The 22,729-nt window shown below is 54.5% G+C and carries 20 protein-coding genes; 9 read left to right on the plus strand and 11 right to left on the minus strand.

All coding sequences use genetic code 11. The features are described from left to right. Positions 1 to 348 (minus strand): hypothetical protein (locus tag VKV29_RS00530; RefSeq protein WP_324199342.1); only part of this gene is annotated, 348 nt, incomplete at its 3' end. Positions 349 to 361: 13 nt separating this feature from the next. Further along, positions 362 to 547, minus strand: a complete 186-nt coding sequence (locus VKV29_RS00535) for a hypothetical protein (RefSeq protein WP_324199343.1) — start codon at positions 545 to 547, stop codon at positions 362 to 364. A gap of 348 nt (positions 548 to 895) precedes the next feature. Here VKV29_RS00535 and VKV29_RS00540 point away from each other — a divergent pair, with 348 nt between their 5' ends. After that, on the plus strand, positions 896 to 2,719 hold the full coding sequence (locus VKV29_RS00540) for a long-chain fatty acid--CoA ligase (protein WP_324199344.1): 1,824 nt from the start codon (positions 896 to 898) through the stop codon (positions 2,717 to 2,719). A 52-nt stretch (positions 2,720 to 2,771) separates the two neighbouring features. On the opposite strand, the gene VKV29_RS00545 is transcribed toward VKV29_RS00540, so the two are convergent. From VKV29_RS00545 to lepA, 3 genes are read right to left on the minus strand one after another with little or no spacing between them, the layout of a single operon-like run. Then, positions 2,772 to 3,632, minus strand: a complete 861-nt coding sequence (locus VKV29_RS00545) for a phytanoyl-CoA dioxygenase family protein (protein ID WP_324199345.1) — start codon at positions 3,630 to 3,632, stop codon at positions 2,772 to 2,774. 2 nt (positions 3,633 to 3,634) lie between these two features. Further along, positions 3,635 to 4,303, minus strand: coding sequence for a hypothetical protein (locus tag VKV29_RS00550; RefSeq protein WP_324199346.1), 669 nt, complete (start codon positions 4,301 to 4,303; stop codon positions 3,635 to 3,637). Positions 4,304 to 4,352: 49 nt separating this feature from the next. Beyond that, entirely contained in the window at positions 4,353 to 6,152 is a 1,800-nt protein-coding gene (lepA, locus tag VKV29_RS00555; RefSeq protein ID WP_324199347.1) for a translation elongation factor 4, read from the minus strand. A 99-nt stretch (positions 6,153 to 6,251) separates the two neighbouring features. On the opposite strand from lepA, the gene metF reads away from it, so the two are divergent. Beyond that, complete coding sequence (gene metF, locus VKV29_RS00560; protein ID WP_324199348.1) at positions 6,252 to 7,169, plus strand: methylenetetrahydrofolate reductase [NAD(P)H]; 918 nt, start codon at positions 6,252 to 6,254, stop codon at positions 7,167 to 7,169. A gap of 84 nt (positions 7,170 to 7,253) precedes the next feature. Next, positions 7,254 to 7,733 (plus strand): hypothetical protein, encoded by a 480-nt coding sequence (locus VKV29_RS00565; RefSeq protein ID WP_324199349.1) that lies wholly within the window; start codon positions 7,254 to 7,256, stop codon positions 7,731 to 7,733. Here the strand turns inward: VKV29_RS00565 and VKV29_RS00570 are convergent. From VKV29_RS00570 to VKV29_RS00585, 4 genes are all read right to left on the minus strand, one after another. Then, positions 7,730 to 8,917 carry a glycosyltransferase family 4 protein gene (locus VKV29_RS00570; RefSeq protein WP_324199350.1) on the minus strand — a complete coding sequence of 396 codons (1,188 nt, stop codon included), beginning with the start codon at positions 8,915 to 8,917 and terminating at the stop codon, positions 7,730 to 7,732. The two genes, VKV29_RS00565 and VKV29_RS00570, sit on opposite strands and share 4 nt — an antisense overlap. Positions 8,918 to 9,259: 342 nt before the next feature. Further along, complete coding sequence (locus VKV29_RS00575; protein WP_324199351.1) at positions 9,260 to 9,778, minus strand: hypothetical protein; 519 nt, start codon at positions 9,776 to 9,778, stop codon at positions 9,260 to 9,262. A gap of 98 nt (positions 9,779 to 9,876) precedes the next feature. After that, positions 9,877 to 11,694 (minus strand): alpha-L-fucosidase, encoded by a 1,818-nt coding sequence (locus VKV29_RS00580; protein WP_324199352.1) that lies wholly within the window; start codon positions 11,692 to 11,694, stop codon positions 9,877 to 9,879. A 67-nt stretch (positions 11,695 to 11,761) separates the two neighbouring features. Then, positions 11,762 to 12,535, minus strand: a complete 774-nt coding sequence (locus tag VKV29_RS00585; RefSeq protein ID WP_324199353.1) for an alpha/beta hydrolase — start codon at positions 12,533 to 12,535, stop codon at positions 11,762 to 11,764. A 176-nt stretch (positions 12,536 to 12,711) separates the two neighbouring features. On the opposite strand from VKV29_RS00585, the gene VKV29_RS00590 reads away from it, so the two are divergent. From VKV29_RS00590 to VKV29_RS00615, 6 genes are all read left to right on the plus strand, one after another. After that, positions 12,712 to 14,340: a DHA2 family efflux MFS transporter permease subunit gene (locus VKV29_RS00590; RefSeq protein WP_324199354.1), complete on the plus strand. Its 1,629-nt coding sequence runs from the start codon at positions 12,712 to 12,714 to the stop codon at positions 14,338 to 14,340. 6 nt (positions 14,341 to 14,346) lie between these two features. Further along, positions 14,347 to 15,615: an MFS transporter gene (locus VKV29_RS00595; RefSeq protein WP_324199355.1), complete on the plus strand. Its 1,269-nt coding sequence runs from the start codon at positions 14,347 to 14,349 to the stop codon at positions 15,613 to 15,615. An 83-nt stretch (positions 15,616 to 15,698) separates the two neighbouring features. Then, on the plus strand, positions 15,699 to 16,475 hold the full coding sequence (locus VKV29_RS00600) for an inositol monophosphatase family protein (RefSeq protein ID WP_324199356.1): 777 nt from the start codon (positions 15,699 to 15,701) through the stop codon (positions 16,473 to 16,475). 37 nt (positions 16,476 to 16,512) lie between these two features. Continuing rightward, positions 16,513 to 16,770 (plus strand): hypothetical protein, encoded by a 258-nt coding sequence (locus VKV29_RS00605; protein ID WP_324199357.1) that lies wholly within the window; start codon positions 16,513 to 16,515, stop codon positions 16,768 to 16,770. Between the two features lie 14 nt (positions 16,771 to 16,784). After that, complete coding sequence (locus VKV29_RS00610; protein WP_324199358.1) at positions 16,785 to 17,690, plus strand: phytanoyl-CoA dioxygenase family protein; 906 nt, start codon at positions 16,785 to 16,787, stop codon at positions 17,688 to 17,690. A 61-nt stretch (positions 17,691 to 17,751) separates the two neighbouring features. Then, complete coding sequence (locus tag VKV29_RS00615; protein ID WP_324199359.1) at positions 17,752 to 18,552, plus strand: SDR family oxidoreductase; 801 nt, start codon at positions 17,752 to 17,754, stop codon at positions 18,550 to 18,552. Between the two features lie 11 nt (positions 18,553 to 18,563). Here the strand turns inward: VKV29_RS00615 and VKV29_RS00620 are convergent, their stop codons facing one another. After that, complete coding sequence (locus VKV29_RS00620) at positions 18,564 to 22,217, minus strand: glycosyltransferase (RefSeq protein WP_324199360.1); 3,654 nt, start codon at positions 22,215 to 22,217, stop codon at positions 18,564 to 18,566. A 22-nt stretch (positions 22,218 to 22,239) separates the two neighbouring features. Beyond that, positions 22,240 to 22,729, minus strand: a 490-nt coding sequence (locus VKV29_RS00625) for a polysaccharide deacetylase family protein (protein ID WP_324199361.1), incomplete at its 5' end; no start/stop codon positions are given.

Raw genomic sequence — 22,729 nt, forward strand, 5'->3', positions numbered from 1 at the left:
GGTGTCGTAGAGGGCCAAGCCGTAGACCGACCAGGTGGGTTGGGCGAAATGCCTTACCCACGCCAACTCCTCAAGAGCGGCTTGGGGATGCTGGTCTTGACCTAAAGCGGTCTGGGCCAGCCACAGGTGCAGCCAGGCCGCGGAGAGGGGGGAGAGCTTGGGCTGATGGAGCCGTTTGCGCCACAGGAGGCGTTGGGTGGGGGAGACGGATTGGGTGGGTTGCCCCAGAGCATCCAGCAGCGAGAGGGAGCGTGTGGCCGGAGCGAGCGGATGGGGAGGCTTGGGGGCCGGTTGGAGGTAGTTGATGGAGAAGTGGGGTTGCGAGCGTTTAGGTTTGGGGAAGTTCATGGGGTTTTTATTGTTAGCAATTAGGGGGGGGGGTATGCTCACGAGTTTGGGCAATGGCCACACAGGGAGCCGAGAGCACAAAGCTCCAGACAAAGCTGCCGAGGGTGGTAAGGGCACAGAGCCGTTGCCAGGGGGCAAAACGGGAAGGGGCGCAAAGCCCCAAACGCGCCACGAGCCGGTGGACTGCCAAAGCCTTCATGGTTGCGACCTCCTTAACGAGCAGAGAAGTAGCAGGAAAGGTTTGTAGGGTTGTGTAGTTATATTATAACAAAGCCGGGACGTGTTGTCAAGAGTTTGGCAAAACATTTTTTGCCTGGAGGCCAAGAGCAATAATGCCGGGGCTGGGCAAACTGCAACAGCTGGAAAATTGATCGGAATGCCCGTGCAGTGCTTAAAGTTGGAAGGATGTGGCGCTTCTTTCCGATGTTAAATTCGGGTATATAATTACCCAATACAACGAAACCTAAAGGTCTTCTTCTGCGTCCTCACTGTATATATTCTCGATGAAGACAGCATGATACAAACCCACTGAAGGATGGACAGCGCTATGCAACCACGTACCCTCTACACCATGTTCCAACAGACGGTACAAACCTACCCCAACGCCAATGCCGTAGGGTTTCGCTCCTCACGTAACCAGGACTACACCTTCTGGACTTACCGGCAATTCGATGAACAAGTCCGCGCCTTCCGCCGAGGCCTCGATGCTCTCGGGCTGCGCAAAGGCGATCGCCTCGCCCTTATGTCCCATGAAAATCGCGTGGAATGGGCCATCGCCGACCTGGCCGCCCAATCCCTCGGCATCGTTACGGTGCCCATCTACGGCACGCTTACCGCAAGCCAAGTGGCCTACTATCTGCGCGATTCGGGGGCGCGTATGGCCATCGTGGCCGACCAGAAACAGCGTCAGAAAATTCAAGCCCATCGTGCCGAGTTGCCCTCGCTTGAATACCTCGTCAGCATGACCGGAACCCAAACCGAACTGGAAGCGGAGGGGGCCTTGGCCTTCGATGAGGTGAAGGCTATCGGCGCTAGACATGGAAAGTCGGAGGCCGAACTCGATGCATTGAGCGCTCAGGTGCAACCCGACGATCTGGCGACCCTGATCTATACCTCAGGAACTACCGGAGAACCGAAAGGTGCCATGCTTACCCATGCCAACCTCCTCCACACCCCCGATGCCGTGGTAGAAGAGCCGATCGCTCAGCTCGGCCCCGGTGATGTCTTCCTCTCTTTCCTACCGCTCAGCCACATCACCGAACGTGTCGGTGGCTACTACCTTCCGCTCCGCGTCGGCGCCTGTATCGTCTACTCTCTAGGGCTAATGACCTTCGTGGATGAGCTTCAAAGGCTGGTACGACCCACAGCCCTTCTCTGCGTGCCTCGGCTTTGGGAAGCCATCTACGAAAAGGTGGAAGACACTCTTAAGCAAGCCCCACCAAAACAGCGGCGCGTTGCCGAGTGGGCGCTCTCGGTGGCCCGAAAGGTCGCACGCAAACGCTCCGGCACGGAAGGCCCTCAGCGCCTCGATCCCTTGCTGGCGACTCAATATGCTCTGGCGGAGCGTTTGGTGCTGCGTAAAATTCGAGAGCGCGTTACCGGCGGCCGACTCCGCTACTGCGTCTCCGGCGGCGCTCCCCTTGCTCCCCATCTGGCGGAGATATTTCTGGGGCTGGGTGTGCCCATTATGGAGGGCTATGGGCTTTCTGAAGCCGGTGTCATCGCCATCAACCGCCCCGGCAAACAGCGCATCGGAACGGTGGGCACACTGCTGCCTCACGTCGAACTCAAGCTCTCCCAAGATGGCGAAATCCTGGTGCGCAGTCCGGGTTGTATGAAGGGCTACTACAACAAGCCGCAAGCCACCCAAGAGGCCATTGATGAGGAGGGATGGTTCCATACCGGCGATATCGGAGAGCTTTCTGCAGATGGCTATCTCAAAATTACCGACCGTAAAAAGGATATCCTCGTACTCAGTAACGGGAAAAAGGTGGCTCCACAAAGCGTAGAAGCCCTGCTAAAGCAAAGCCGTTTTATTGCAGAGGCAGTGCTCTTCGGCGATCAGCAACCGCTTGTGTCGGCTCTTATCGTGCCAGACTTCGAAAGGCTGGAAGCATGGGCGCAAGAAAAAGGCCTCCCTACCGATAACCGCGAAAACCTGCTTAAGAACCCGGAAGTCCAAAAACTCTACCGCAACGAGATAGATGCTCACACCACCGACTTGGCCGATTTCGAGAAAGTGCGCAGCTTTCAACTCGTGCCCAACGCTTTTTCCATCGAAGGCGGTGAGCTAACGCCCACCCTCAAAGTGAAACGCCGATTTGTGGCAGAAAAATACGCTGCCCTCCTCACGGCAATGGAAAAACGCTAGCGGCACACCTTGCACCTATCTTCCAGAAGCGCTCTTGCAACCGCGTGGACTTTTACTGCACACGCCAAGGGTTCTCGCCCGTTCCTTCACGATAGAGAACGGGAAAATAGGGGCCGGCAAAATAGTCGCCGTCCTTACCGCTCAGCAGGCGCACATTCATGTGTCCATCGCCGGGTGTTCCGGCCCGATAGCGCGTGCCCTCCGGCATAAGGTGCACCACCAGCGAACGGCGTGGCCGAGAGCTGCGATTTGGCCCGCTGCCGTGAATAGTTAGACAGTGATGAAAACTGAGCGACCCGGCCGGCAAAATGCACGAGGCCGTGCGAAAACTCCGGCCACTAACCGCTTCTATCCGTTCGCGCAGCGCGTCGAGGTCTTTGGCAAAGAAGTCGCCCTCCGGCAACAAGCCCCACCTATGGCTTCCCGGCACCACCTGCATGCACCCGTTTTCCTCGGTCACATCATCTAAGGCCACCCAAGCCGTCAACAACTCCGGCGGGTCGGTGCACTGCCAATAGTGATAGTCCTGATGCCATCCTACATTGCCCTTCTCCCCGCTATCCGGCGGCTTTAACAAAAGTTGGTCATGCCAAAGCCTTATGGCACCGGCTCCCGTCAGTCGGCAGGCCATCGCCCCTATCAGCGGATGCAGCGCCAACTTGGCCATGGTGGCGTCGGCCCAATGGCTATTGTCTATCTTCACGATACGGTCAATGGGCTGCCCCGGTGGCGGATCGTGAGACCAAGGGGCGCGAGTCGTTTCATAGCACCCCGCCACCACACGCGCATGGTGCTCGCGCAAGGTCTCAAGTTCCGCATCCGAGAGAATACGCGGGGCTAGCCAATAACCGTTCTCACGATAGAAAGCCACATCCTCAGCGGACGGCAAAAGCGCTTGCCATTCTCGATCCATTCCTAGCCTCCTTGGCCCGGTTCTGCTGATTTATTCGATAGCGACGAGAGGTTCTCCTTCTCACCATGCTGCTGGAGAAATTGCTCACACTGCGGCTTGCCCCCGTCGCTCGGCAAAACATGTAGGAGCGTTTTCAACTCTTCTACGCGCCTACCGACAGGCTGTAACAACAAGACAGACGGATCGTAGGGTGAGGACCCAGCCCGCAAAAGCAGGGAGCGCGGCTCTAAACATAAAATAGCCCGCCGTATCGAGGGGATAAACCCTATTCCGCGCACATCCTCAAGCTCACGCAACAGAGGCAGGGCACGTCCATCTCCTATCTTGGCCAACGCTTCCGTAAAAACCTCTCCTCGCTCCCGCCAGCCCGGCTGCTGCATCTCCACCGTCACTTTAAGCGCATGAACAAGGTAGGGCACCGCACTGCTGTCGCCTGCACCGGCTAAACGAGTTGCTGCATCCATGGCGACGACACTATCCTCCGAGAGCAAGAGAGGCGCCAACTCACGCACGAGAGAACTGCAGGGCTGTCGCCAACATCGGCGCCGCTGGAGCCAGGCGAAAAGGTCTCGCCCCACGAAGTCCACGCCTAAAAAGCCCAACACCAGTGCGCTGAAGGATAGGAATAGGCCGCAGGCAAGCTGTAGCAAAAACTCCTCTAGCCTCAGCATGAAAGACTCCCTGCACTTTTGCCAACCGATGCAGCACCGTCGAACATGTCTAATCTCCGATTTTCAGAACACTCAAGAACGCTTCCTGTGGCAACTCGATGCTACCCACCTGCTTCATGCGCTTCTTGCCCTCTTTCTGCTTCTCCAAAAGTTTGCGCTTTCGTGTGATGTCGCCACCGTAACACTTCGCCGTCACGTTTTTCCGCAGAGGTTTCACCGATTCTGCCGCGATGATCTTGCCCCCGATCGCCGCCTGAATGCGCACCTCAAACTGCTGGCGTGGCACCACCTCCTTCAATTTCTCTACAATCTGACGTGCCCGCTCGTAAGCCTTATCCCTATGCGTTATGAACGACAAGGCATCTACGGGATCGCCGTTCATCAAAATATCAATCTTCACCAGCTTCGACTCGCGATAACCGGATAGCTCATAGTCAAAGCTGGCATACCCGCGCGTGCGCGATTTAAGCTGGTCGAAGAAATCCATCAAAATCTCGCTCAGAGGAATATCGTATTTCAATAACACCCTATCCGGCGCCGTGTACTCCATATGCACAAACTCGCCTCGCCGCTCTCGACACAACTCCATGATCGGCCCCACATACTCCTTCGGAGTCAAAATGGTGGCCGCCACATAAGGCTCCTCGATGTGATCGATCGTCGTCGGTGGAGGCATATGGGCGGGGTTGTCTACATCTACCACCGTCCCATCCGTTCGATAGACCTTATAAACCACCGAAGGGGAGGTTGCAATGAGGCTAAGATTAAATTCACGCTCCAAACGCTCCTGCACCACATCCATGTGTAAGAGACCGAGAAAGCCACATCGAAACCCAAAACCGAGCGCTGCCGAAGTCTCAGGCTCAAAAGAGAGCGCCGCATCGTTCAATTGCAGCTTGGCCAAAGCTTCTCGCAGGTCAGGATAGTCGGCCCCATCTACGGGATAAAGCCCACAGAAAACCATCGGTTTGGCCGTGCGATACCCCGGTAAAGGCTCTTTGGCAGGCCGCTCGGCATCGGTTATGGTGTCTCCCACCCGTGCATCCCCTATGGTCTTAATGCCCGCCGCTAAATAGCCGACCTCGCCCGTCGCCAACATCTCTCCCGGCTGACGCTCCGGTGTAAATGTACCTACCTCTAAAACCTCGAACTCCTTGCCGGTAGACATAAAGCGTATACGCTGCCCCGGCTTTATCTGCCCGTCTACAACACGCACATAACAGATTACGCCGAGATAGGTATCGAACTTGCTGTCGAAAATTAGGGCGCGCAGAGGCGCTTCGGGGTCGCCGGAAGGGGGTGGTATGCGATGGACTATCGCCTCCAAAATCTCCTCTATCCCCACTCCGGTCTTAGCGCTGGCCAAAATCGCTTCCGAGGCGTCTATGGCTAAAACGTTCTCGATTTCCTCCTTCACACGCTCCGGATCGGCGGCAGGCAGGTCAATCTTGTTAATAACAGGCACGATCTCTAGATTATTCTGGTAAGCAAGATTGACGTTCGCCAACGTCTGGGCTTCGACTCCCTGCGCCGCATCTACTACAAGTAAGGCACCCTCGCAGGCTGCCAACGAACGCGAAACCTCATACGTAAAATCCACGTGTCCCGGCGTATCAATGAGATTGAACTGGTAGACCTGCCCGTCCTTTGCCTTGTAATGCAGGCGCACCGCCGTCATCTTGATGGTGATGCCACGCTCCCGCTCCAAATCCATCGTGTCGAGCAACTGCTCCTGCATCTCCCGCGGGCTAACCGCACCGGTCGCCTCGAGAATGCGATCCGCTAAAGTGGATTTGCCGTGATCAACATGCGCAATGATACAAAAGTTACGAATATGACTTTGATCCATAGAGTCCTGTTTGCTACCGAGGATTCGATTGTCTATGGCCTTATTATAGCACGTCGTCACTCGAATGCTGAGGTATCATAAACGGTGAGGAGACCCGACATGCATATCTGCGACATCTTTGCCGCACATCGCACAACCTTTAGCTTCGAGTTCTTTCCACCTCGTACCCCCAAAGGTTGGGAGCAGCTTTTCAAAACCATCGAGGAGCTGATGCCCCTACGTCCCTCCTTTGTATCCGTTACCTACGGAGCCGGCGGCTCGACGCGCGAGAAAACCCACGAACTGGTGGTGCGCATTAAAGAGCAGATCGGCTGCGAACCCATACCCCATCTCACCTGTGTCTGCCATACCCAAGAGGAGATACAGGCCATTCTCGAACGATATGCCGCCCATGGTATCTCCAATATTATGGCGCTCTCCGGGGATATTCCCCGCGACAAGCCAGGCCACGACCGCTCTAAAGATGCCTTTCGCTACGCTGCCGAACTTGTGCGTTTCATTCGACAATTCAACGAAAGTGGCCTCCATCCCGATCCAAGAGGATTCGGCATCGGCGTGGCCGGTTACCCAGAAGGTCACCCAGATACCCCGAATCGTCTTAAAGAGATGGACTACCTGAAGGCGAAAGTGGATGCCGGTGCGAACTACATCGTCACCCAACTCTTTTTTGATAATCGCGATTTTTACGACTTTCGTGAACGTTGTGAGCTGGCGGGCATCCACGTCCCCATCATCGCCGGCATCATGCCCATCACTTCCATTGCCAATATGGAGCGCATCGCAGAACTCGCCCGAGGCTCCCGCATCCCCGCTGGGCTGCTCCGCGCCGTCCGCCGCTGTGGCGAAGATGAAGAGTACGTACGCCGTGTGGGCATCCAATGGGCTACCGAACAGTGTCGTGATCTGCTAGACAACCATGTGCGAGGCATTCACTTCTATACGCTTAATCAGTCCACCGCCACACGCGAGATATATGCCAACCTAGGCGCCCGCGACTCCAGTGCCCTGGAAACCTGAGAGATCAGCCGGGTCGAAATGCGTATATACTTCGGTGTCTTTTCGACATAAGCCGTTACGCATACCATAAACGAGGAGAGCAGCATGCCCATTGAACTCATCCTGCACAAAGCAACCGTGCCCGAGGGACAACCCTACCATGACTTAAAAGCCTATCTCGGCGGTCTGCCAAACGCCGTACCCGAAGGGGACGATTTTGTTTTCTGCGATGAGGAACAAGGCCTCTATGTTGTCGTGCAATTAGGAAACCTCGTGCAAGAGAGCTTTCACCCCGGCCCCGATTCCGCCGATCAATGTAACGCCATCACAATCCGTATTCCTGCCGATCCTCCTGCACATCTGGTAGAACCGCTCGCCGAGTTTGCCTTCAATATCGCGAGACGTACCGGCTGGAGCGTCTATGAGCGGTCAACCAATCAACACTTCTCCGACGAACAGGCGCTTGCACGCCGCCTCGCCGGCCCCACCGTCCCTCTACCGGTACCCGCATCTGGCTGTATGAGCCTGCTGCTTCTCCTCATAGTCCTTATTCTGCTCGATCACGGCTTCTTCGCCGTCCATTAGAAAGAGGCTCGCTTCCCCGATAAGGTATAGGGTCTGCGCGTCACCGGCGCGTAGACACGTAGGGCCTCTTCATAAATCGTGCGCGTCCGCTCGGCAATGCAATGCCAGGAGTAACGCTCCGCATACTCCTTTGCACGCCTCTCTAAAGTCGCCCTCCTGGCCTTATCGTTCAACAGCTGAAGTAGGTGCTGCCGAAAGTCCTCTATATCTCCTGCACGAAACAGCTCTAAACAGGCAATACGCTGCGTGATCTCTCGAAAACAGGCCAGATCAGACGTCAAAACAGCCTTGCCATAAGCTAACGGAATGGTGACGGAGTAAGAACCGGTTGCCTCTGTATGCGGCGCCAACACCACTGAGCTGGCCGCCATTGCCTCGGCGACCTCCTCATCGCGAAGATAGCCCGTTATGACCACCCTATCCTTTACTCCCGACGACTCTATGATATTCCGCAACTGGGCGAAATATGGCTCCATCGCCGCATTTCGCGGCCCGCCGGCAATAACAAGCTTAACGTCCTCCGGCAAAGAGGGGAGCAGCTTTAAAGTCAACTCATAGCCCTTATTGGGTGCAATGTAGCCAAAAATGGTGATCACACGAAAGCCATTCAACCCGAAGCGGCGCCGAAAGGCCTCCCCTCCCGTAGCCGCAGCAATAACCTCCGGCACACCTGCCGGTACCACATGCACGAACTTCGGATCGGCTCCGCGCTCAATCAACTGTTGTCTTGCCTCTTCTGTGTGCACAATGGTAATCGCGGTTATAAAGGGGGCTATCTGCACACCATCTACCCATGAGCGATTGCGCAGCAGCAACCACTTCGCCAGTTTTTTCAACGGGCGCCGCTCGGTTCGGTAACGCAGCATCTCCTCCGCCGTGTAGGTGGTGTGTGCTGTTAAAACGATAGGCTTCTTAATAAGATACCGAAACTCCCAATAGGCCGAATGCCCCGGCAAAATGCCGCCCCAAAAACTGTGCTCGTGTTGCACATGCACCACATCAATATCGCCCGCGTTGAGCCGCTTTGCTACCTCTATATAATGCTCTTTTGGCTGCCTCCCTTCCTCAATCGGCACCACTTCGACCTCCGTATCGGGAAGGGATCGCAGCGCATTGATCAAAGAGTTTGTGTAGGCCGCGATACCACAACGCTCGCCAACCGTGGTGTACATGCCAACTTTCATGTGCGGGCTTCCCTATCTACGATTCCTTTAGGAAGTATGGCATATACAGGGCGATTTCGTTCCGACCTCTGCTCAACCGCGAAAATAGATGGCTAAACAGGCAAAAACTAACGCCACAAAACACAAAAGGATGGCTCCCCACACTAGCACGTGTCTCTCATTCAAAGACCTAGATAATCGCTGAGCCGTTCGCAAACGCTCGTTCTCAGCTCTTAATTGCTCATTTTCTTGCAGCAAGGCCTCTAAAGTCTCTTTTTCATCTGCTTGCGAATTCGGCAGGCTGTAAGGTCGCCAGCTTTGGGAGTTCAAGCGCCGTAGTGGTATCATCAGCTTGGGCATACACTAAAACCCTCGTAAATACTTCAAGCGCGATACAAAAGCGGCAGCAGCCTCCTGCGTCTCACCCGTCGGTGCATAAAGTAGGGTTGCCGCCGGAAAGCTGTGGTAAATGCAAACCCGCAAAATGAAAGGCTTATCCGGAGCCGGTTCCATCCACAGCTCCTCAATGTTCACAATGCTTTCTAGAGAAGTGGCATGCATCCGAAAGCCGCTGGCAAATGCGAGAAACTCAAATAGAGTCTCACCCTCAATGGCCAATCCCTGTAGACGGGGACGATGAACGGCCTCCCACCCATACGACCCGTCGTTAAAATAGCTTGGGTCTACCTCATGGGAGAGATAGGAGCCACGCAGATTCGGGTGCGACTGCGCAAACTCTTCTAGCAACCCTTCAATACGTTTGAATATCCCTGGGCTTAATTGAAGTTCGTACAGTCCATTCTTAAACCGATGCACAAACAACGCTGCACTGCTGCTAGGCTGCTCTGAATCTGCCATCCGTGCGATTCTTTCTGCCGACATAAATCTCTCTTCTCCTCAATACGCCTCGTATACGCTGATGCGGCCTCCGTGCCCTCTCGAAGCGTACCTCCTGATTATCGGCTATGACCTGTAGAGGCTTAAGGCTGAGGGATCAGTTCTATCGCACGCAGATTCATCACCGCGCCATGGGGCATCGTTACGGGGATTACCCGCAAGGTAACGGTGCCGGCCTCAAGGTGCAGGCTTCCATCTAGCTCCATCGAACGAAAATCGTCCCAACCATTAGTCGCCGTAACCACTCCATTTAACCGACTTTCCGGGGCATCCTTCGATGCGGCTACCACTTGAAAAGTGCTCCCCTCACTTGCCGGCTCGCAGGCATAGATCAGCCGTACCTTGTAGTCTCCACTTTGCGGTACCGCTAAACGCCAACTCACCGTATCATGCACGTCAGTCCAGTATCCGATGTTCGGTTGGCCTCCCTTGCTCTCCAGTTGGGCGTGCTCGCCGTGGATATCGGCATCTGCCGCGGGTAGCCAAAAATGGCCATCCGCACCGGGCTTTTCCACAATGGGAATGTTCTCTACCTCCGGTGCTCCTGCCAGCTTGAGGGCAACCACGGTCGCTGCCGGGTCAAGCCTGTCCGGTTTGCCGATCACAACGCCATCCGCATCCGCCGTTACCGAAAGGCGCTGTCCGTTCAGCAGACATCGTGCCTCTATCACTTTGGTCTTAAGCCCCGGCAGGTGTAAATCGCCACCCTCCGGCCAATGAAAAACTTGTAGATAGAGCATATGGCCCTTTTGTGTGCAGCTTCCATCAAATGGCAACCGATGAAAAGGCCCTGCCTGCGTGCCGTAAATAGAAGCTCCATTCACACGAAGCCAGGCACCGATGTCTAAAAGGCGATCCACCTCAGGCTGAGGGATGAGGCCCTCCGCAGTAGGTCCGACATTTAATAGGAAATTTCCGCCCCGCCCCACGATCAAACATAGATCGCGAATAAGTTGCGTTGCCGATTTGAAATCGGTATCGTTTTTGGAGTAGCCCCAAGTGTTATTGATCGTCATACAGGTTTCCCAAAGTCTACCGTTAGGGAGAGGAGCCGATGGTATGGTCTGTTCAGGAGTAGAGTAATCCTCCGGCAAATTCAGACGATCGTTGATGATGATGTTGGGCTGTAATGAGCGTATAAGATGGACGATCTCAAGGGAGTGCTCCTCCTGTGCCGTATGTTCCCAGCCGCCATCGAACCATAAAACGCTAATGGGGCCATATTGCGTTAACAGTTCACGAAGCTGCCCTTTCACATAGTCCACATAGCGATCCAAGCTTGCTCCTTCGGTTGGACGTGTATCCCATGGGCGACGTGGGAGATAGTCGGGATGATGCCAATCCATAAAAGAGTAGTAAAACCCAAAATGCAACCCTTGTTCACGACACGCGCGAGCCAAATCGTTCATCGGATCGTGATGATAGGGGGTATCATCCACAATATTGTAGTGCGTTAAGCGCGTGCGAAACATGCAGAAACCATCATGATGCTTGCTTGTAATCACGATATACTTCATGCCGGCTCGCTTTGCAATGGAAACCCACTGCGCTGCATTGAATTTCACCGGATCGAACTGCTGGGCAAACCTCTCGTACTCCGCAACTTGCAGATGGCGCGGCTTACCGGTGGCCGGATCGATCGTGGTGTGGTTGTAGAAATACCATTCCGCTGCCCCTTGAGATGAATCGGCGGGTACGGCGTAGATTCCCCAGTGAATGAACATCCCGAATTTGGCATTCCGCCACCACGCCGTTCGCTTGGCAAACTGCGCTTCCGTCTCATGGGTCTCCGGGTTCACCATCAGCTCCGGCGCCGATTGCGCCAAAAGTCGCGAGCCGATAGTTATGAGAGCCCCCGTTGAAATGCCCCAAACGAGTAGTTTTGTTTTCTTACTCAGCATTGCCTCTAAACCCCTCTACTGCAGTGTGTTTGGCACTAGCTTCGACTCCCTGCCCCAATTTTCCTACTTAACACGCCTCCCCTACCGATTTGGCTCCCACTCGCCTCGCAACCCAAGGCAATGCAATACGAAAGGCCCTGTCCCAGTAAGGCCAGGTATGATAGCCTGCTTGCTCTCCATACTCATGCCCATAACCGATGAAATGGAGATGGTTGTGAAAACGTCGTGTACTTGCCAACAACTCATCCTGCAAGCCACAGTCGAGCCAAAGTACCGGGCGCTCATAGGGATAACGACAGAGAGCCTCTTCGGCCAAAGTATACACGTTGTGCTGCCGGCGAAAACCGCTATCGGCCTTTGGATCGCCGAAAACGGGGTGAGGCTGAGCGCTCTGCGTAACGTCGAAAGCGCCACTATGGCTCACGGCGGTGCCAAAGAGTCTGTAGTGCTTCAATGCCAGCTTAACGGCGCCATATCCGCCCATCGAAAGCCCCTCAATGGCCCAAGCTTTTCCAGGTAAGGCAATAGGAAGTGTAGCTTGCAAATGCGGTAACAGACAGGAGATCAAGTCGGTCTCATAAGCTCCGGAGCCGTCATAGGCATCCGTATACCACCCATCGCCCCCTTGTGGGCACACGACGCAGAGGGAGTAATCGGCCACATAGCGAAGAGCACGGGTTTGCTCGAACCAATCTCGATGGCTCCCTCCCTTCCCATGCAGCAAAATGAGCAAGGGTAGCGGTTCATCCCCGTCCCGATCGGGCAAGTAGATCATGTAAGGCTGTGTGCGCTTCAACGCTTGAGAATAGTAAGTCCGCTCCTCTACCCTTCCACCACGCATACGCTTACCTCCATCTCTATTCAGAACTACGTTTCATACCTCGTCTCTCTTCCAGAGAATGAGAAACCTTATCGGTGCACTCCGCATGGGTGGAAAAAGCAGCAATTCGGATAACTCCTTCGTATATCCTTAGGGAAATACCTCAAATATGCCGACAACGGGAAAGTCTATCATCTATGGCCGCTTCCAATCTCGCTGCTAGAAACGGGCGTCGTGTTGTTTTGACCGATACCGGTGAAGAGCTATCACCGTATCGCTGGATTATTCTCGTAGGACTGATCACCACGGCCATTCTCGAAGTTCTGGATACCACCATCGTTAACGTCTCCCTGCCACAAATGGCCGGAAACGTGGGCGCTACGACGGAAGAGATTAGCTGGGTCGCTACCGGCTATATCCTTTCCAACGTGATCGTCCTTCCCCTCACCGCCTGGCTCGCCTCGCGTTTTGGTCGAAAGCGCTATCTCGTCAGCTCTATCCTCCTTTTCATCTCCGCCTCCTTCATGTGCGGCACCTCACGCACTCTCGGCGAGATCGTTTTTTGGCGCATCGTTCAAGGGGCCGGTGGAGCAGCCTTCATCTCGACCGTTCAGGCCACCATTCGCGAGATATTCCCTCGAGAACAACAGGGCACCGTTCAGGCCATCTATGTGATGGGAGTCATCATCGCCCCTACTCTCGGCCCCACCATCGGAGGTTGGATTACCGACAACTACACCTGGCCGTGGATATTCTTTGTCAATGTTCCCATCGGGATTGTAGCCGCCCTCATCATTGGCCTCTTCCTTACGGAAGCCAAACATAAGATGCAGATCGAAAGGGTAGACTGGCTCGGCATCGGCCTCCTGGCCGTTGGGCTAGGCTCCCTCCAATACGTTTTGGAGGAGGGCAATCGCAACAACTGGTTCGATGATCCCGTCATCACCCGACTGACCATCCTTTCGGTTATTGCTCTCATCGCCATGGTCATTTGGGAGCTTTCACCGCGCAACACATCGCCCGTGGTCAATTTTCGCGTTACCCGAAACCGCGACCTTAGCGCCGCGCTCGTCCTTTTCCTCATCCTCGGCTTTGGGCTTTATGGAGGTGTCTTCCTCTATCCGCTTTTTGCCCAAAACGTGCTCGGCTTTACTGCCACCCTTACGGGCTTGGTGCTGATGCCTGGTGGCATTGCCACCGGCATTGCCGCCATGTTCTGCGGAAGACTGCTGAGCGGAAAAGTGATGCGTGCTGACCCTCGCATCTTCATCTGGACCGGTCTCAGCCTGTTCATCTACTCGATGTGGTCTCTAGCGCACCTCACCCCCCAAAGCGGTGAGCCGGCCGTGCGACTCGCCCTCATTATTCGAGGCCTTGGGTTAGGTTTGTTGTTTACCCCTATCAATCTCGTGGCCTTTAACAGTCTCAAAGGAGTGGAGATCGCCCAGGGCGCCTCCCTCCTAAACCTCTGCCGTCAGCTTGGAGGCTCCTTCGGCATAGCCATCCTCAGTACCTATCTTGATAATATGGAACGCTTCCATGCTGCCATGCTCACCACTCACCTCTACCCAGAAAATCCCTATTTCCAAAGCCGCCTCACCATGCTGCAAAACTATCTCATGACACGAGGGTATGATGCTACCCATGCTCATAAAATGGCTTTGGCGCTGATCTCCTATACCGTGCAGAACCAGGCGGCCACCATGGCCTTCAACAACGCCTTTCTCCTGATTGGGCTTTGCACTTTGTGCGTTTCTCCGCTCGTGCTGATTATGCGGGTGCGCCGCAAACCTTCCACCAATGCGGCGACGGAGGCCATGCACTAAAGGGCAATGCGCGGCCCGCTGCAAGCCTTTTGTCCCTCCTCCACCCACGCCCAACGCCTCATCGCAGTACGTGGGGTGAGAGCCATTGGTCAAGGAGCCATGATCGTCTCTTTCACCCTTTACTTGCGTGAACTTGGCTGGGGTGCGGCTGCCATCGGGTTACTGTTAAGTGCCATTGGCCTTATCAATACCGTGCTTAGCCTCCTTTTCGGTGCCCTCGGCGATAGAATGGGGCCAAGGCGACTGCTTCTCATCCATCAGGCAGTTGTCGCTCTTACCCTATTGCCGGTATTGTTTAACTCCGGTCGTCTTCTCATCACCGTTGCTGCCTTTGTGGGGAATCTTGGGCGCGGACAAAATGGAGCTGCCGGGCCGTTTTCGGCGGTGGAGACCGCCTGGCTTGCCGGTTTCTTACACCCCAAAGAGCGCGGAAACGCCTTCAGCCTAAACTCTGCGGTCGGTTTTTTTGGCATGGCCATTGGCTCCCTCTTAGCCGCCCTCCAACCCCTATGGCAACCTTTATTTCATGGAGCCAGCGCCTTTCGTCCTCTTTTTCTACTTCCTATCCTCGCTGCCATCTTCGCCGTCGGTATGCTCTACACCATACCCGACATTGCCCCAAAGCACCCCGTTCACCCTCCAAAACCCTTAAGACCCTCCATCCGAACTCGTATCCAAGAGGGGCTACGTGACTTCCGTATGTTGATTCTGCTTTCGCTTACCAACGCCTTCAACGGCTTTGCCATCGGCATGACAAGCCCTCTTATCTCCTACTGGTTTGCCATTCGCTACCATGTTGGGCCGGAACGCATCGGCTCGGCTTTTTTATTCACCTTTCTTCTAACCGGCATCTCTGCCTTACTCACCGGGCACCTCTCCCAACATGTCGGACTTATCCGTTCCGTTGTTATTCCTCGTAGTATTGGCCTACTTCTGCTTGTGCTTCTGCCGTTGGCGCCCACCTATCCGCTTGTGGCTCTGCTCTACGTTCTTCGCTCAGCATTCAACCGAGGTACCGTTGGTGCCCGCCAAGCCGTAGCTATCGGGCTGATTCCAGAGCGACGGCGAGCGCTAGGTATCAGCATCAACAATATCTCCTCCAGCCTCCCCTCCGCCGTAGGCCCCTCTATCAGCGGATGGATGCTCCAAGCTAACGACCTTGCTCTACCTTTCTACTGTGCCGCTTGCCTTCAAGGCCTCTATCTTACACTCTACTTCATTCTGTTCCGCCATGTAGATAACAATGCAAGCTCACCGAATCCAGAACATACCTAGCCACTCTTGTCATCGAGGTCGGCCGGCACCACAAAACAGGTATGATGATTCCGCATCCTTAAAACGAGAGGAACCTTGCCCCTGTGGTAGAGATAGATAAAGATTTTTTATGCGCCCTCGCCCGTGAAGCCGGCAAACGCGCCCTTGATATGGCTGAAAACCTTCATGCCGAACTTAAGCCCGATCAAACCTTGGTCACGCGGGTAGACCGCGAGGTCGAACGGTTTCTTTACGAGCAACTTCAAAGCCGATACCCCCATTTTGCCTTTCTCGGAGAAGAGACGGGCTGGCATGGCTCCCACGATGGGCCCCTTTGGGCCGTAGACCCCATTGACGGTACCACCAACATGGTCTACAACATCCCTATTTGGGGGGTTTCCATCGCCCTCCTGCTCGATGGGGAGCCTGCCACCGGGGTGTTTTATATTCCTCGTCTCGATGAACTTTTCTATGCCCAAAAAGGCCAAGGCAGCTATTGCAACGGCGTACGTCTCCAAGCTCCCGATCGTACGACACTGCAGTTGGAGGACACCATCGGGTTCACGAGTGCAGCTGCCAAGAACCTTCATACCAAAGCACTCCACGGTCGGATACGCTGTCTTGGCTCCATCGCCGCTGATATCGCCTATGTGGGGCGCGGAAGCCTTGCCTGCCTTGTTGGATGGAACGAGGGTGCCTACGATATGGCGGCAGCCCTCCTCGTGGCCCAAGAGGCGGGATGTGTAGCCCGCTATTTTTCCGGTCAACCGCTCGAACTTAAACCCCTTCTGACCCAAGGAAAAACACGAGAACCCTTCATCGTCGCTCCACCGAACACCTATGAACTGGTTCGGGCGGAGCTAACATCGGGTAACCTATAAGACATAAAGGGTATAAAATCTCAAAAGGAACATAGCTATGGACGACGAAATTAAAAAACTCATTGCCGATGAGGTTGAAACCGAAGCCGAAGCACACTTTGGCGATAAGGCTAAGGAACTGGCCGACCAAGCGCTAGGCCACTTCGGCCTCAAACCTAAGACAGACAATCCCGATGCGGATGCGACCGATCAAGCTGCCCCTCAGCGCACGGTAACACCTCGCCAAGATTCAGAGGATTCTTCCGACGACACTGCGGAGGATAACGATAACCAAGAGGATAATGATAACCAATAGCTTGGAGGATGGATATGCTTACCACATCGCTCCCTACTCTCACATGCCTACATAAACCGATAGATACCTCGCCTGATAAATTCGGCTGGCTTCGCGATTCTTCCGATATCGCCAACGACCCAGAAGCGCTGCGTCAACGCATGGCAGAAGAGGGCTACCTCTATCTTCCCGGCTACCTCAACCGTCAGCAGGTGATAGAAGCTCGCCGCGAACTGACAAAGCGCCTCGCCGAAAAAGGACTCCTCCAGCCCGATACCGACCCAATGGAAGCTATCGCGAAAGAGGGCATCAATGTTGGCTTTATGCCAGAACTAGCTCACGATAACCCGTCTCTATGGAAGGTTCTCTATTCCGGCCGCATGATGCAGTTCTATGAGCATCTGCTAGGTGGTGAGGTTCGTCACTACGACTACACTTGGGTGCGAGCCGTAAGCCCCGGCAACTCGACACCGCCTCACTGCGATGTCGTCTATATGGGACGAGGCACCCACAACCTCTTCACCTCCTGGACTCCGATGGACGATATTGACCTTATGGAAGGCGGCCTCATGATCCTGGAAAACTCCCACACACATCCTCGCCTTCGAACGGTCTACTGCCAAAAAGATGTAGATACCTGGTGTGAAAACCGTGCTGACAAGAGGCCCGGTACAGGTGCCTTCGGAGCGCTCTCCAAAAACCCGTCGCGTCTTCGAGACCACTTAGGGGGACGTTGGCTTACCTCACCGCTCTTCCGTATGGGTGACCTCCTTGCCTTCAGCGTCTATACCGTGCATGCAAGCCTCGATAATCGTTCAAATCGCATTCGACTGTCTACCGACTCGCGTTATCAACTCGCCTCAGAACCGGTGGATGAACGCTGGGTAGGAGAACACCCTATCGGACATGGTGGGGCAGCGCTTCGGCCTGTGATCTGCTAAGCGACCTGCTTACTGCCGTAGCGTTTCTAAAAACGCTATATCTCGTCGGAGGAAATCGAGAATGGACCTCGGTTTACTAAATAAAGTAGCTATTGTCACTGGGAGCAGCAAAGGTATCGGGAAAGCGATCGCTCTCGCTTTCGCCAAGGAAGGCTGTCGGGTCGTGCTCAATGCGCGAAACGCCCAAGAGCTTGAGCTTACAGCAGAAGAGCTTCGTTGCACCAAAGCTCAAGTGCTTGCGATACCTGCCGACCTCACAAAAGCCGAAGATGCCAAGCGTCTTGTAGACGAAACCGTAGCTCACTTCCAAACAGTACATATCCTGGTCAATAATGTGGGAGGCATCGGTAGTTTCTCTCCCTTCGAGTCTCTCTCGGACGACGATTGGCAGGCCGTTTGGGAACTTAACGTGATGTCGGCCGTGCGCGTTACACGCGCTGTGCTTCCTTACATGCAACGCCAACAATGGGGGCGCATTATCAATATCGCCTCCGAGTCCGGCATTCAACCCGATCCGCTTATGCCCCACTACAACGCCTCGAAAGCAGCCCTTATCAACCTTACGAAAAGTCTCTCCAAAGCCTACGGCACCTATGGCATTCTTGTTAACACCGTGTCTCCGGCCTTCATCCGTACCCCGCTCGTCTTAGACATGTTGCGCAAGCTGGCACAGCAACAAGGGATCACCGAAGAAGAGGCGGAAAAGCGGTTTCTAAAGGAGAATCGCCCCCATATTGTGTTAGGGCGAGCGGGAACCGTAGACGAGACGGCAGCCGTAGTCCTCTTTCTGGCTTCTGAGGCGGCCTCCTTCATTACCGGTTCAAACTATCGCGTAGACGGCGGCTCTGTGGCAAGCATCTAGACAAGTCTCTCCTAACCCTTACCGATCTTGGGCGGCTCGGCAAGCTCTTTCGACACGGTGTCTTTAGCCGTGGGCATAGGAATAGGCTTTTTTAGACCTAGCTGTGCGGAGCCGCTTCGCTCTAGCTTATTCCAGCCTACCGCCGACCCCCGCGCGGCCACCCAAAGAGACTTCAAAACCACATAGTACATCAGCTGACGGTAAACAAAGCGCTGCAGGGGCAGGTACCAAAGTAAGCGCCGATTGCCCTGATCCATGCATAGCGCTACCCAAGCCGCCAGCATTTCGACGCCCGTCATAAGCGCAAACAGCGATCCGAAGGCAACGAGGTTGTGTTCTAGCAACGCATAGAGAATTCCGATGTCCATGAATGGCGACACTGCTGGAAAGAGAATTTGATAGACCCATAAGCTCGGCAACGCAATCCAGCCGAAAGCTCCCTCATCAAACAGTGCCCCCCGATGTTTCCACAAACATTGCAATGTGCCGAAAGCCCAACGGAAGCGCTGCCGCGCCAACGCCCTCAAATGCTCGGGCGCTTCCGTGTAGGCCCAGGCGGAGCTATCGTTCCGAATACGCCAACCGGCACGGCGCAACTTCCAGGTAAGGTCGGTATCTTCTGCCAAAGTGTCCGATGTATATCCGCCAACTTCCACTAAAGCAGAACGCCTTATCGCGCCGGCAGCTCCAGGCACAACGGTAATGCAGTTGAGAAGATCATAAGCGCGTCTATCGAAATTCTGGCTCGTGATGTACTCCAAGGATTGCCACTTCGTGATGAGATTTCGCGCATTGCCGACCCGAACGTTGCCCGAAACAGCCCCTATCTGCGGGTCGGCAAAGTGCCGAACTAATCTCTGAATGGTGTCTGGTGCAAACAACGTATCTGCATCAAGGGAGACGATGATCTCCCCACGCGCCTCTCGAATTCCTCGATTTAAAGCAGATGCCTTTCCACCATTCGGCTTGCGGATCAGCCTTACGTTCGACACACCGGCAAAACGTTCTTGCACGAGGTCTGCCGTCTTGTCCTGACTACCATCATCCACAACCACGATCTCCAAATTTGGGTAGTCGCTAGCTAATAAAGCCTCTACCGTCTTGCAGATTACTTTCTCCTCATTGTATGCGGCGATCACCACAGAGACCGAAGGCTGATAGCCGGTAGGAAATACTCGCTTTTTCTCTTTGAAGTACTGCGGAATGGCCAAAAACATGAGTATTAACACGCGGCTTACCCCAAGGACGATGGAGAGCAGAAATAGGGTGGTGAGTATGCGCTGAAAGATGTAGGAGAACAAAAAGAAATAGTGATCGGAGCCGGCCAGCACCACATCCTTCCCGGTAACCGGCGGCATAAGTCGCGAACGGGGAATAGAAACGAGTTCGGGAAGACCAACAAACCGGTAACCACGTGCCCGCAGACGGGTGATGATCTGTGGCAGTGCCGCCACCGTTCGGCTTCTATCTCCCCCTGCATCGTGCAGCAATACAACGCTTCCCGAACCGATCTGGTTCAACACATCGTTTACAATGGACGCAACGGAACGTGGCCGTGAGGGATCGGGTGTTCCCGTCCCGGGCTTTAACTCATACAGACGCCAATCCTGCGGGTCATCCATCTCCCCAACCGTAATATAGTTGAGCTTTCCCGCCAGCACCAAAGGGCGAATTTCACTTCCCGTGGTAGGTTCTACATCCCCACCGTAAGGAGGCCGAAACAGCGCAGTGGAGTGCCCCGTAATCGCCTGTATTACACGCTGTGTCGCGTTTAACTCCACAATTTGTTGCGCTACAGGCAGCTCGTCAAGTTCAGGATGATCCCATGTATGGTTGCCTATTAAATGCCCTTCGTCCCACTCTCGCTTTATAAGATAAGGAAACGCCTCCGCATTCCGGCCACAGACAAAAAAGACTGCCGGTACATGATAGCGCTTCAGAATATCCAAAATTTTGGGTGTCCATTCGGGATCGGGGCCATCATCAAAGGTGAGGAGCACCTCTTTATGCCGTAAATTGTCGGCCCCGCCGTAGCGCCGGATGAGATAGGATGTAGGAAAAAGAAAATTCCCTTCCGCATCCTTCCGATAGGCCTCTGCTACCGCTAGCCCTGTTCGTGTATCCAGAGTAACTGTTCTCTCGCCGACATGCGGCTCGGCCTTCGGTTGCAGTAGGGCACCCTCCCCATCAAAATCCACCAATCCTGCCCCTGCAAAGACGATGCGGTCTAGGGCACCGGTTGCAAGAATCCTTTCCCAATTGCCGTGCCATAAAGCCTTATGATAGAAACTCCAAATAGTTGGGTCTTCATCGCCTAAAACCCACAACGCGCCCCCCCGCACGCGGTATTTTCGCCCGATAACCAGTTGATTATAGGCGCTTACCGCATCAAGCATCCAGACAACATGCTTCTGCGCAAAACGATTGCCTTCTGCATCCACAGCATCTTCCCAGTAGGAAAATACCGGGTTTAAACTCTTGGGATCGAGGTGCACCACAGCATCGGGTTGGCTCTCACGGGCGGTCTCGACGGCCTCCTGATAACTTAACGACACGGCGTCGGTCTGCCCAGGTTCGTCTACCCAATTGTAGGCATAGTTTCCTATGCCCATCACAACCTTTTGAGGCGGAACTTTCTGTAACAACAGTTTTAGATCATGCCGCGTCCAATCTATTCCGGCAATCGGCCCTGGAGGGGTACCGCCGGCATGTTCATCGTAGAACATCGGTACAATCCAGTCGCACCATCGCGCAAGTGCCGGAATGTCGTAAGCCTGGTTCTCTAACTCCATCTCCTGCGTAACCAACAGACCATAGGGATGTAGCGCCTGATAAAGCTCTCGCATGAACTCTACAAGAGCCGCTCGATCGTCAACGTCTACCTGTTCAAAGTCAATATTCACCCCCTGCATGTGGTGATCAAGCAGCCAAAGGCGCAATTGAGAGATAAAGTTCGCTCGTGCATCAGGATCGGTTACCAAAGCATCCACCGCATTCGTGTCCCACTGCCCATCGCCTATCTCCTGACCTGGCCGGCTCGTGTAGTTGTTGATAAGAGGAAGAATCGCTACATGGTGCGCACGCGCCAACTGAATTAAGGCACTATCCGACTTTGGCCGTGCATCTACAAAAGGAACCTGCGCCGGATCGGCATAATCGGTGCCGGAGGGCTTCAAATGCAGCCATTCCGGAATAAGATGCGTCAAATTATCTATGTGCTGCTCGGCGGATACAATCGAACTATGCTCCCAATCCACGTAAAAACCTGCGACCACAGGCCCGCGTTGCGCCAACATCCTTGGTGCTTGCGCCGCTAACAGACGTAGGTAGGCCTGCGCCCGTTCACGACGCCTCAAGCGCAGAGCACGTCGTTCCTTCTGTATCGCCAGCAGCGCCTGCTTGTCGCGTTGCAATTTTACGTCGAGTTCGTGCCGTTTGAAGGCAGCATGCTCTGTGGCAATAGGGTCTAAATTCCCAACGTCGCGCACTGGGGCTAACTTGGGCAACGCCGTATAAGGCACCAGAGGTCTGGCGAAGAGACTCACTATAAGCACAACAAAGCTTGCGCTAAAGGCGCCAATTATCAGAAAGAGAATGCGGCGCACCACCCGCCAACGCCGCTGCCCCGCATCGTAGAAGACGGGCTGCTGCTTTGGCTCATCCAAATGTAAGGTGTTAGGCTCCTGACTACTTGGATCGGGCATTGAATTTTCGGAAGGAGGCAAGTTGGACTCTCTCGGCATGGGGAGCGTTATCCAAATGTTCGATCATTTCGCGAAGTGTAACAAACGTATAACCTTCACGGCGCATACGCTCCACAAAGTCGGGTAGCATATCGTAAGTCTGTTCGATACCATCATGCAATAAAATGATGGCTCCTGGGCTTACATGGTGGAGCAATCTATCTTCGATGACATTAGCTGGGGGACTTTCGTAGTCCGCCGGGTCGTCCGTCCACAGCACGGTGATCATGTGGTGTGCTGCTGCTTCATGAAGTACAGCCGGATCGAACTGCCCACCAGAGGGTCTAAAGAAGAGCGGTGTGTAGCCACATGCACGATAGACGGCATCATTGCACATCTCGATCTCCGCTGCTGTTAGCTCCGGCGGCCCCAACTTCAGATCGAAGTGGTGATAGGTATGATCGCCGATCTCGTTCCCATCCTCAAGCATTCTC

It is taken from the genome of Chthonomonas sp., from assembly GCF_035294165.1.
In the GTDB taxonomy this organism is placed as follows: domain Bacteria; phylum Armatimonadota; class Chthonomonadetes; order Chthonomonadales; family Chthonomonadaceae; genus Chthonomonas.

Coding starts and splice junctions, on each gene's coding strand:
- VKV29_RS00535 (WP_324199343.1), bottom strand. CDS start 547: ATGAAGGCTTTGGCAGTCCACCGGCTCGTGGCGCGTTTGGGGCTTTGC.
- VKV29_RS00540 (WP_324199344.1), top strand. CDS start 896: ATGCAACCACGTACCCTCTACACCATGTTCCAACAGACGGTACAAACC.
- VKV29_RS00545 (WP_324199345.1), bottom strand. CDS start 3,632: ATGGATCGAGAATGGCAAGCGCTTTTGCCGTCCGCTGAGGATGTGGCT.
- VKV29_RS00550 (WP_324199346.1), bottom strand. CDS start 4,303: ATGCTGAGGCTAGAGGAGTTTTTGCTACAGCTTGCCTGCGGCCTATTC.
- lepA (WP_324199347.1), bottom strand. CDS start 6,152: ATGGATCAAAGTCATATTCGTAACTTTTGTATCATTGCGCATGTTGAT.
- metF (WP_324199348.1), top strand. CDS start 6,252: ATGCATATCTGCGACATCTTTGCCGCACATCGCACAACCTTTAGCTTC.
- VKV29_RS00565 (WP_324199349.1), top strand. CDS start 7,254: ATGCCCATTGAACTCATCCTGCACAAAGCAACCGTGCCCGAGGGACAA.
- VKV29_RS00570 (WP_324199350.1), bottom strand. CDS start 8,917: ATGAAAGTTGGCATGTACACCACGGTTGGCGAGCGTTGTGGTATCGCG.
- VKV29_RS00575 (WP_324199351.1), bottom strand. CDS start 9,778: ATGTCGGCAGAAAGAATCGCACGGATGGCAGATTCAGAGCAGCCTAGC.
- VKV29_RS00580 (WP_324199352.1), bottom strand. CDS start 11,694: ATGCTGAGTAAGAAAACAAAACTACTCGTTTGGGGCATTTCAACGGGG.
- VKV29_RS00585 (WP_324199353.1), bottom strand. CDS start 12,535: ATGCGTGGTGGAAGGGTAGAGGAGCGGACTTACTATTCTCAAGCGTTG.
- VKV29_RS00590 (WP_324199354.1), top strand. CDS start 12,712: ATGGCCGCTTCCAATCTCGCTGCTAGAAACGGGCGTCGTGTTGTTTTG.
- VKV29_RS00595 (WP_324199355.1), top strand. CDS start 14,347: ATGCGCGGCCCGCTGCAAGCCTTTTGTCCCTCCTCCACCCACGCCCAA.
- VKV29_RS00605 (WP_324199357.1), top strand. CDS start 16,513: ATGGACGACGAAATTAAAAAACTCATTGCCGATGAGGTTGAAACCGAA.
- VKV29_RS00610 (WP_324199358.1), top strand. CDS start 16,785: ATGCTTACCACATCGCTCCCTACTCTCACATGCCTACATAAACCGATA.
- VKV29_RS00615 (WP_324199359.1), top strand. CDS start 17,752: ATGGACCTCGGTTTACTAAATAAAGTAGCTATTGTCACTGGGAGCAGC.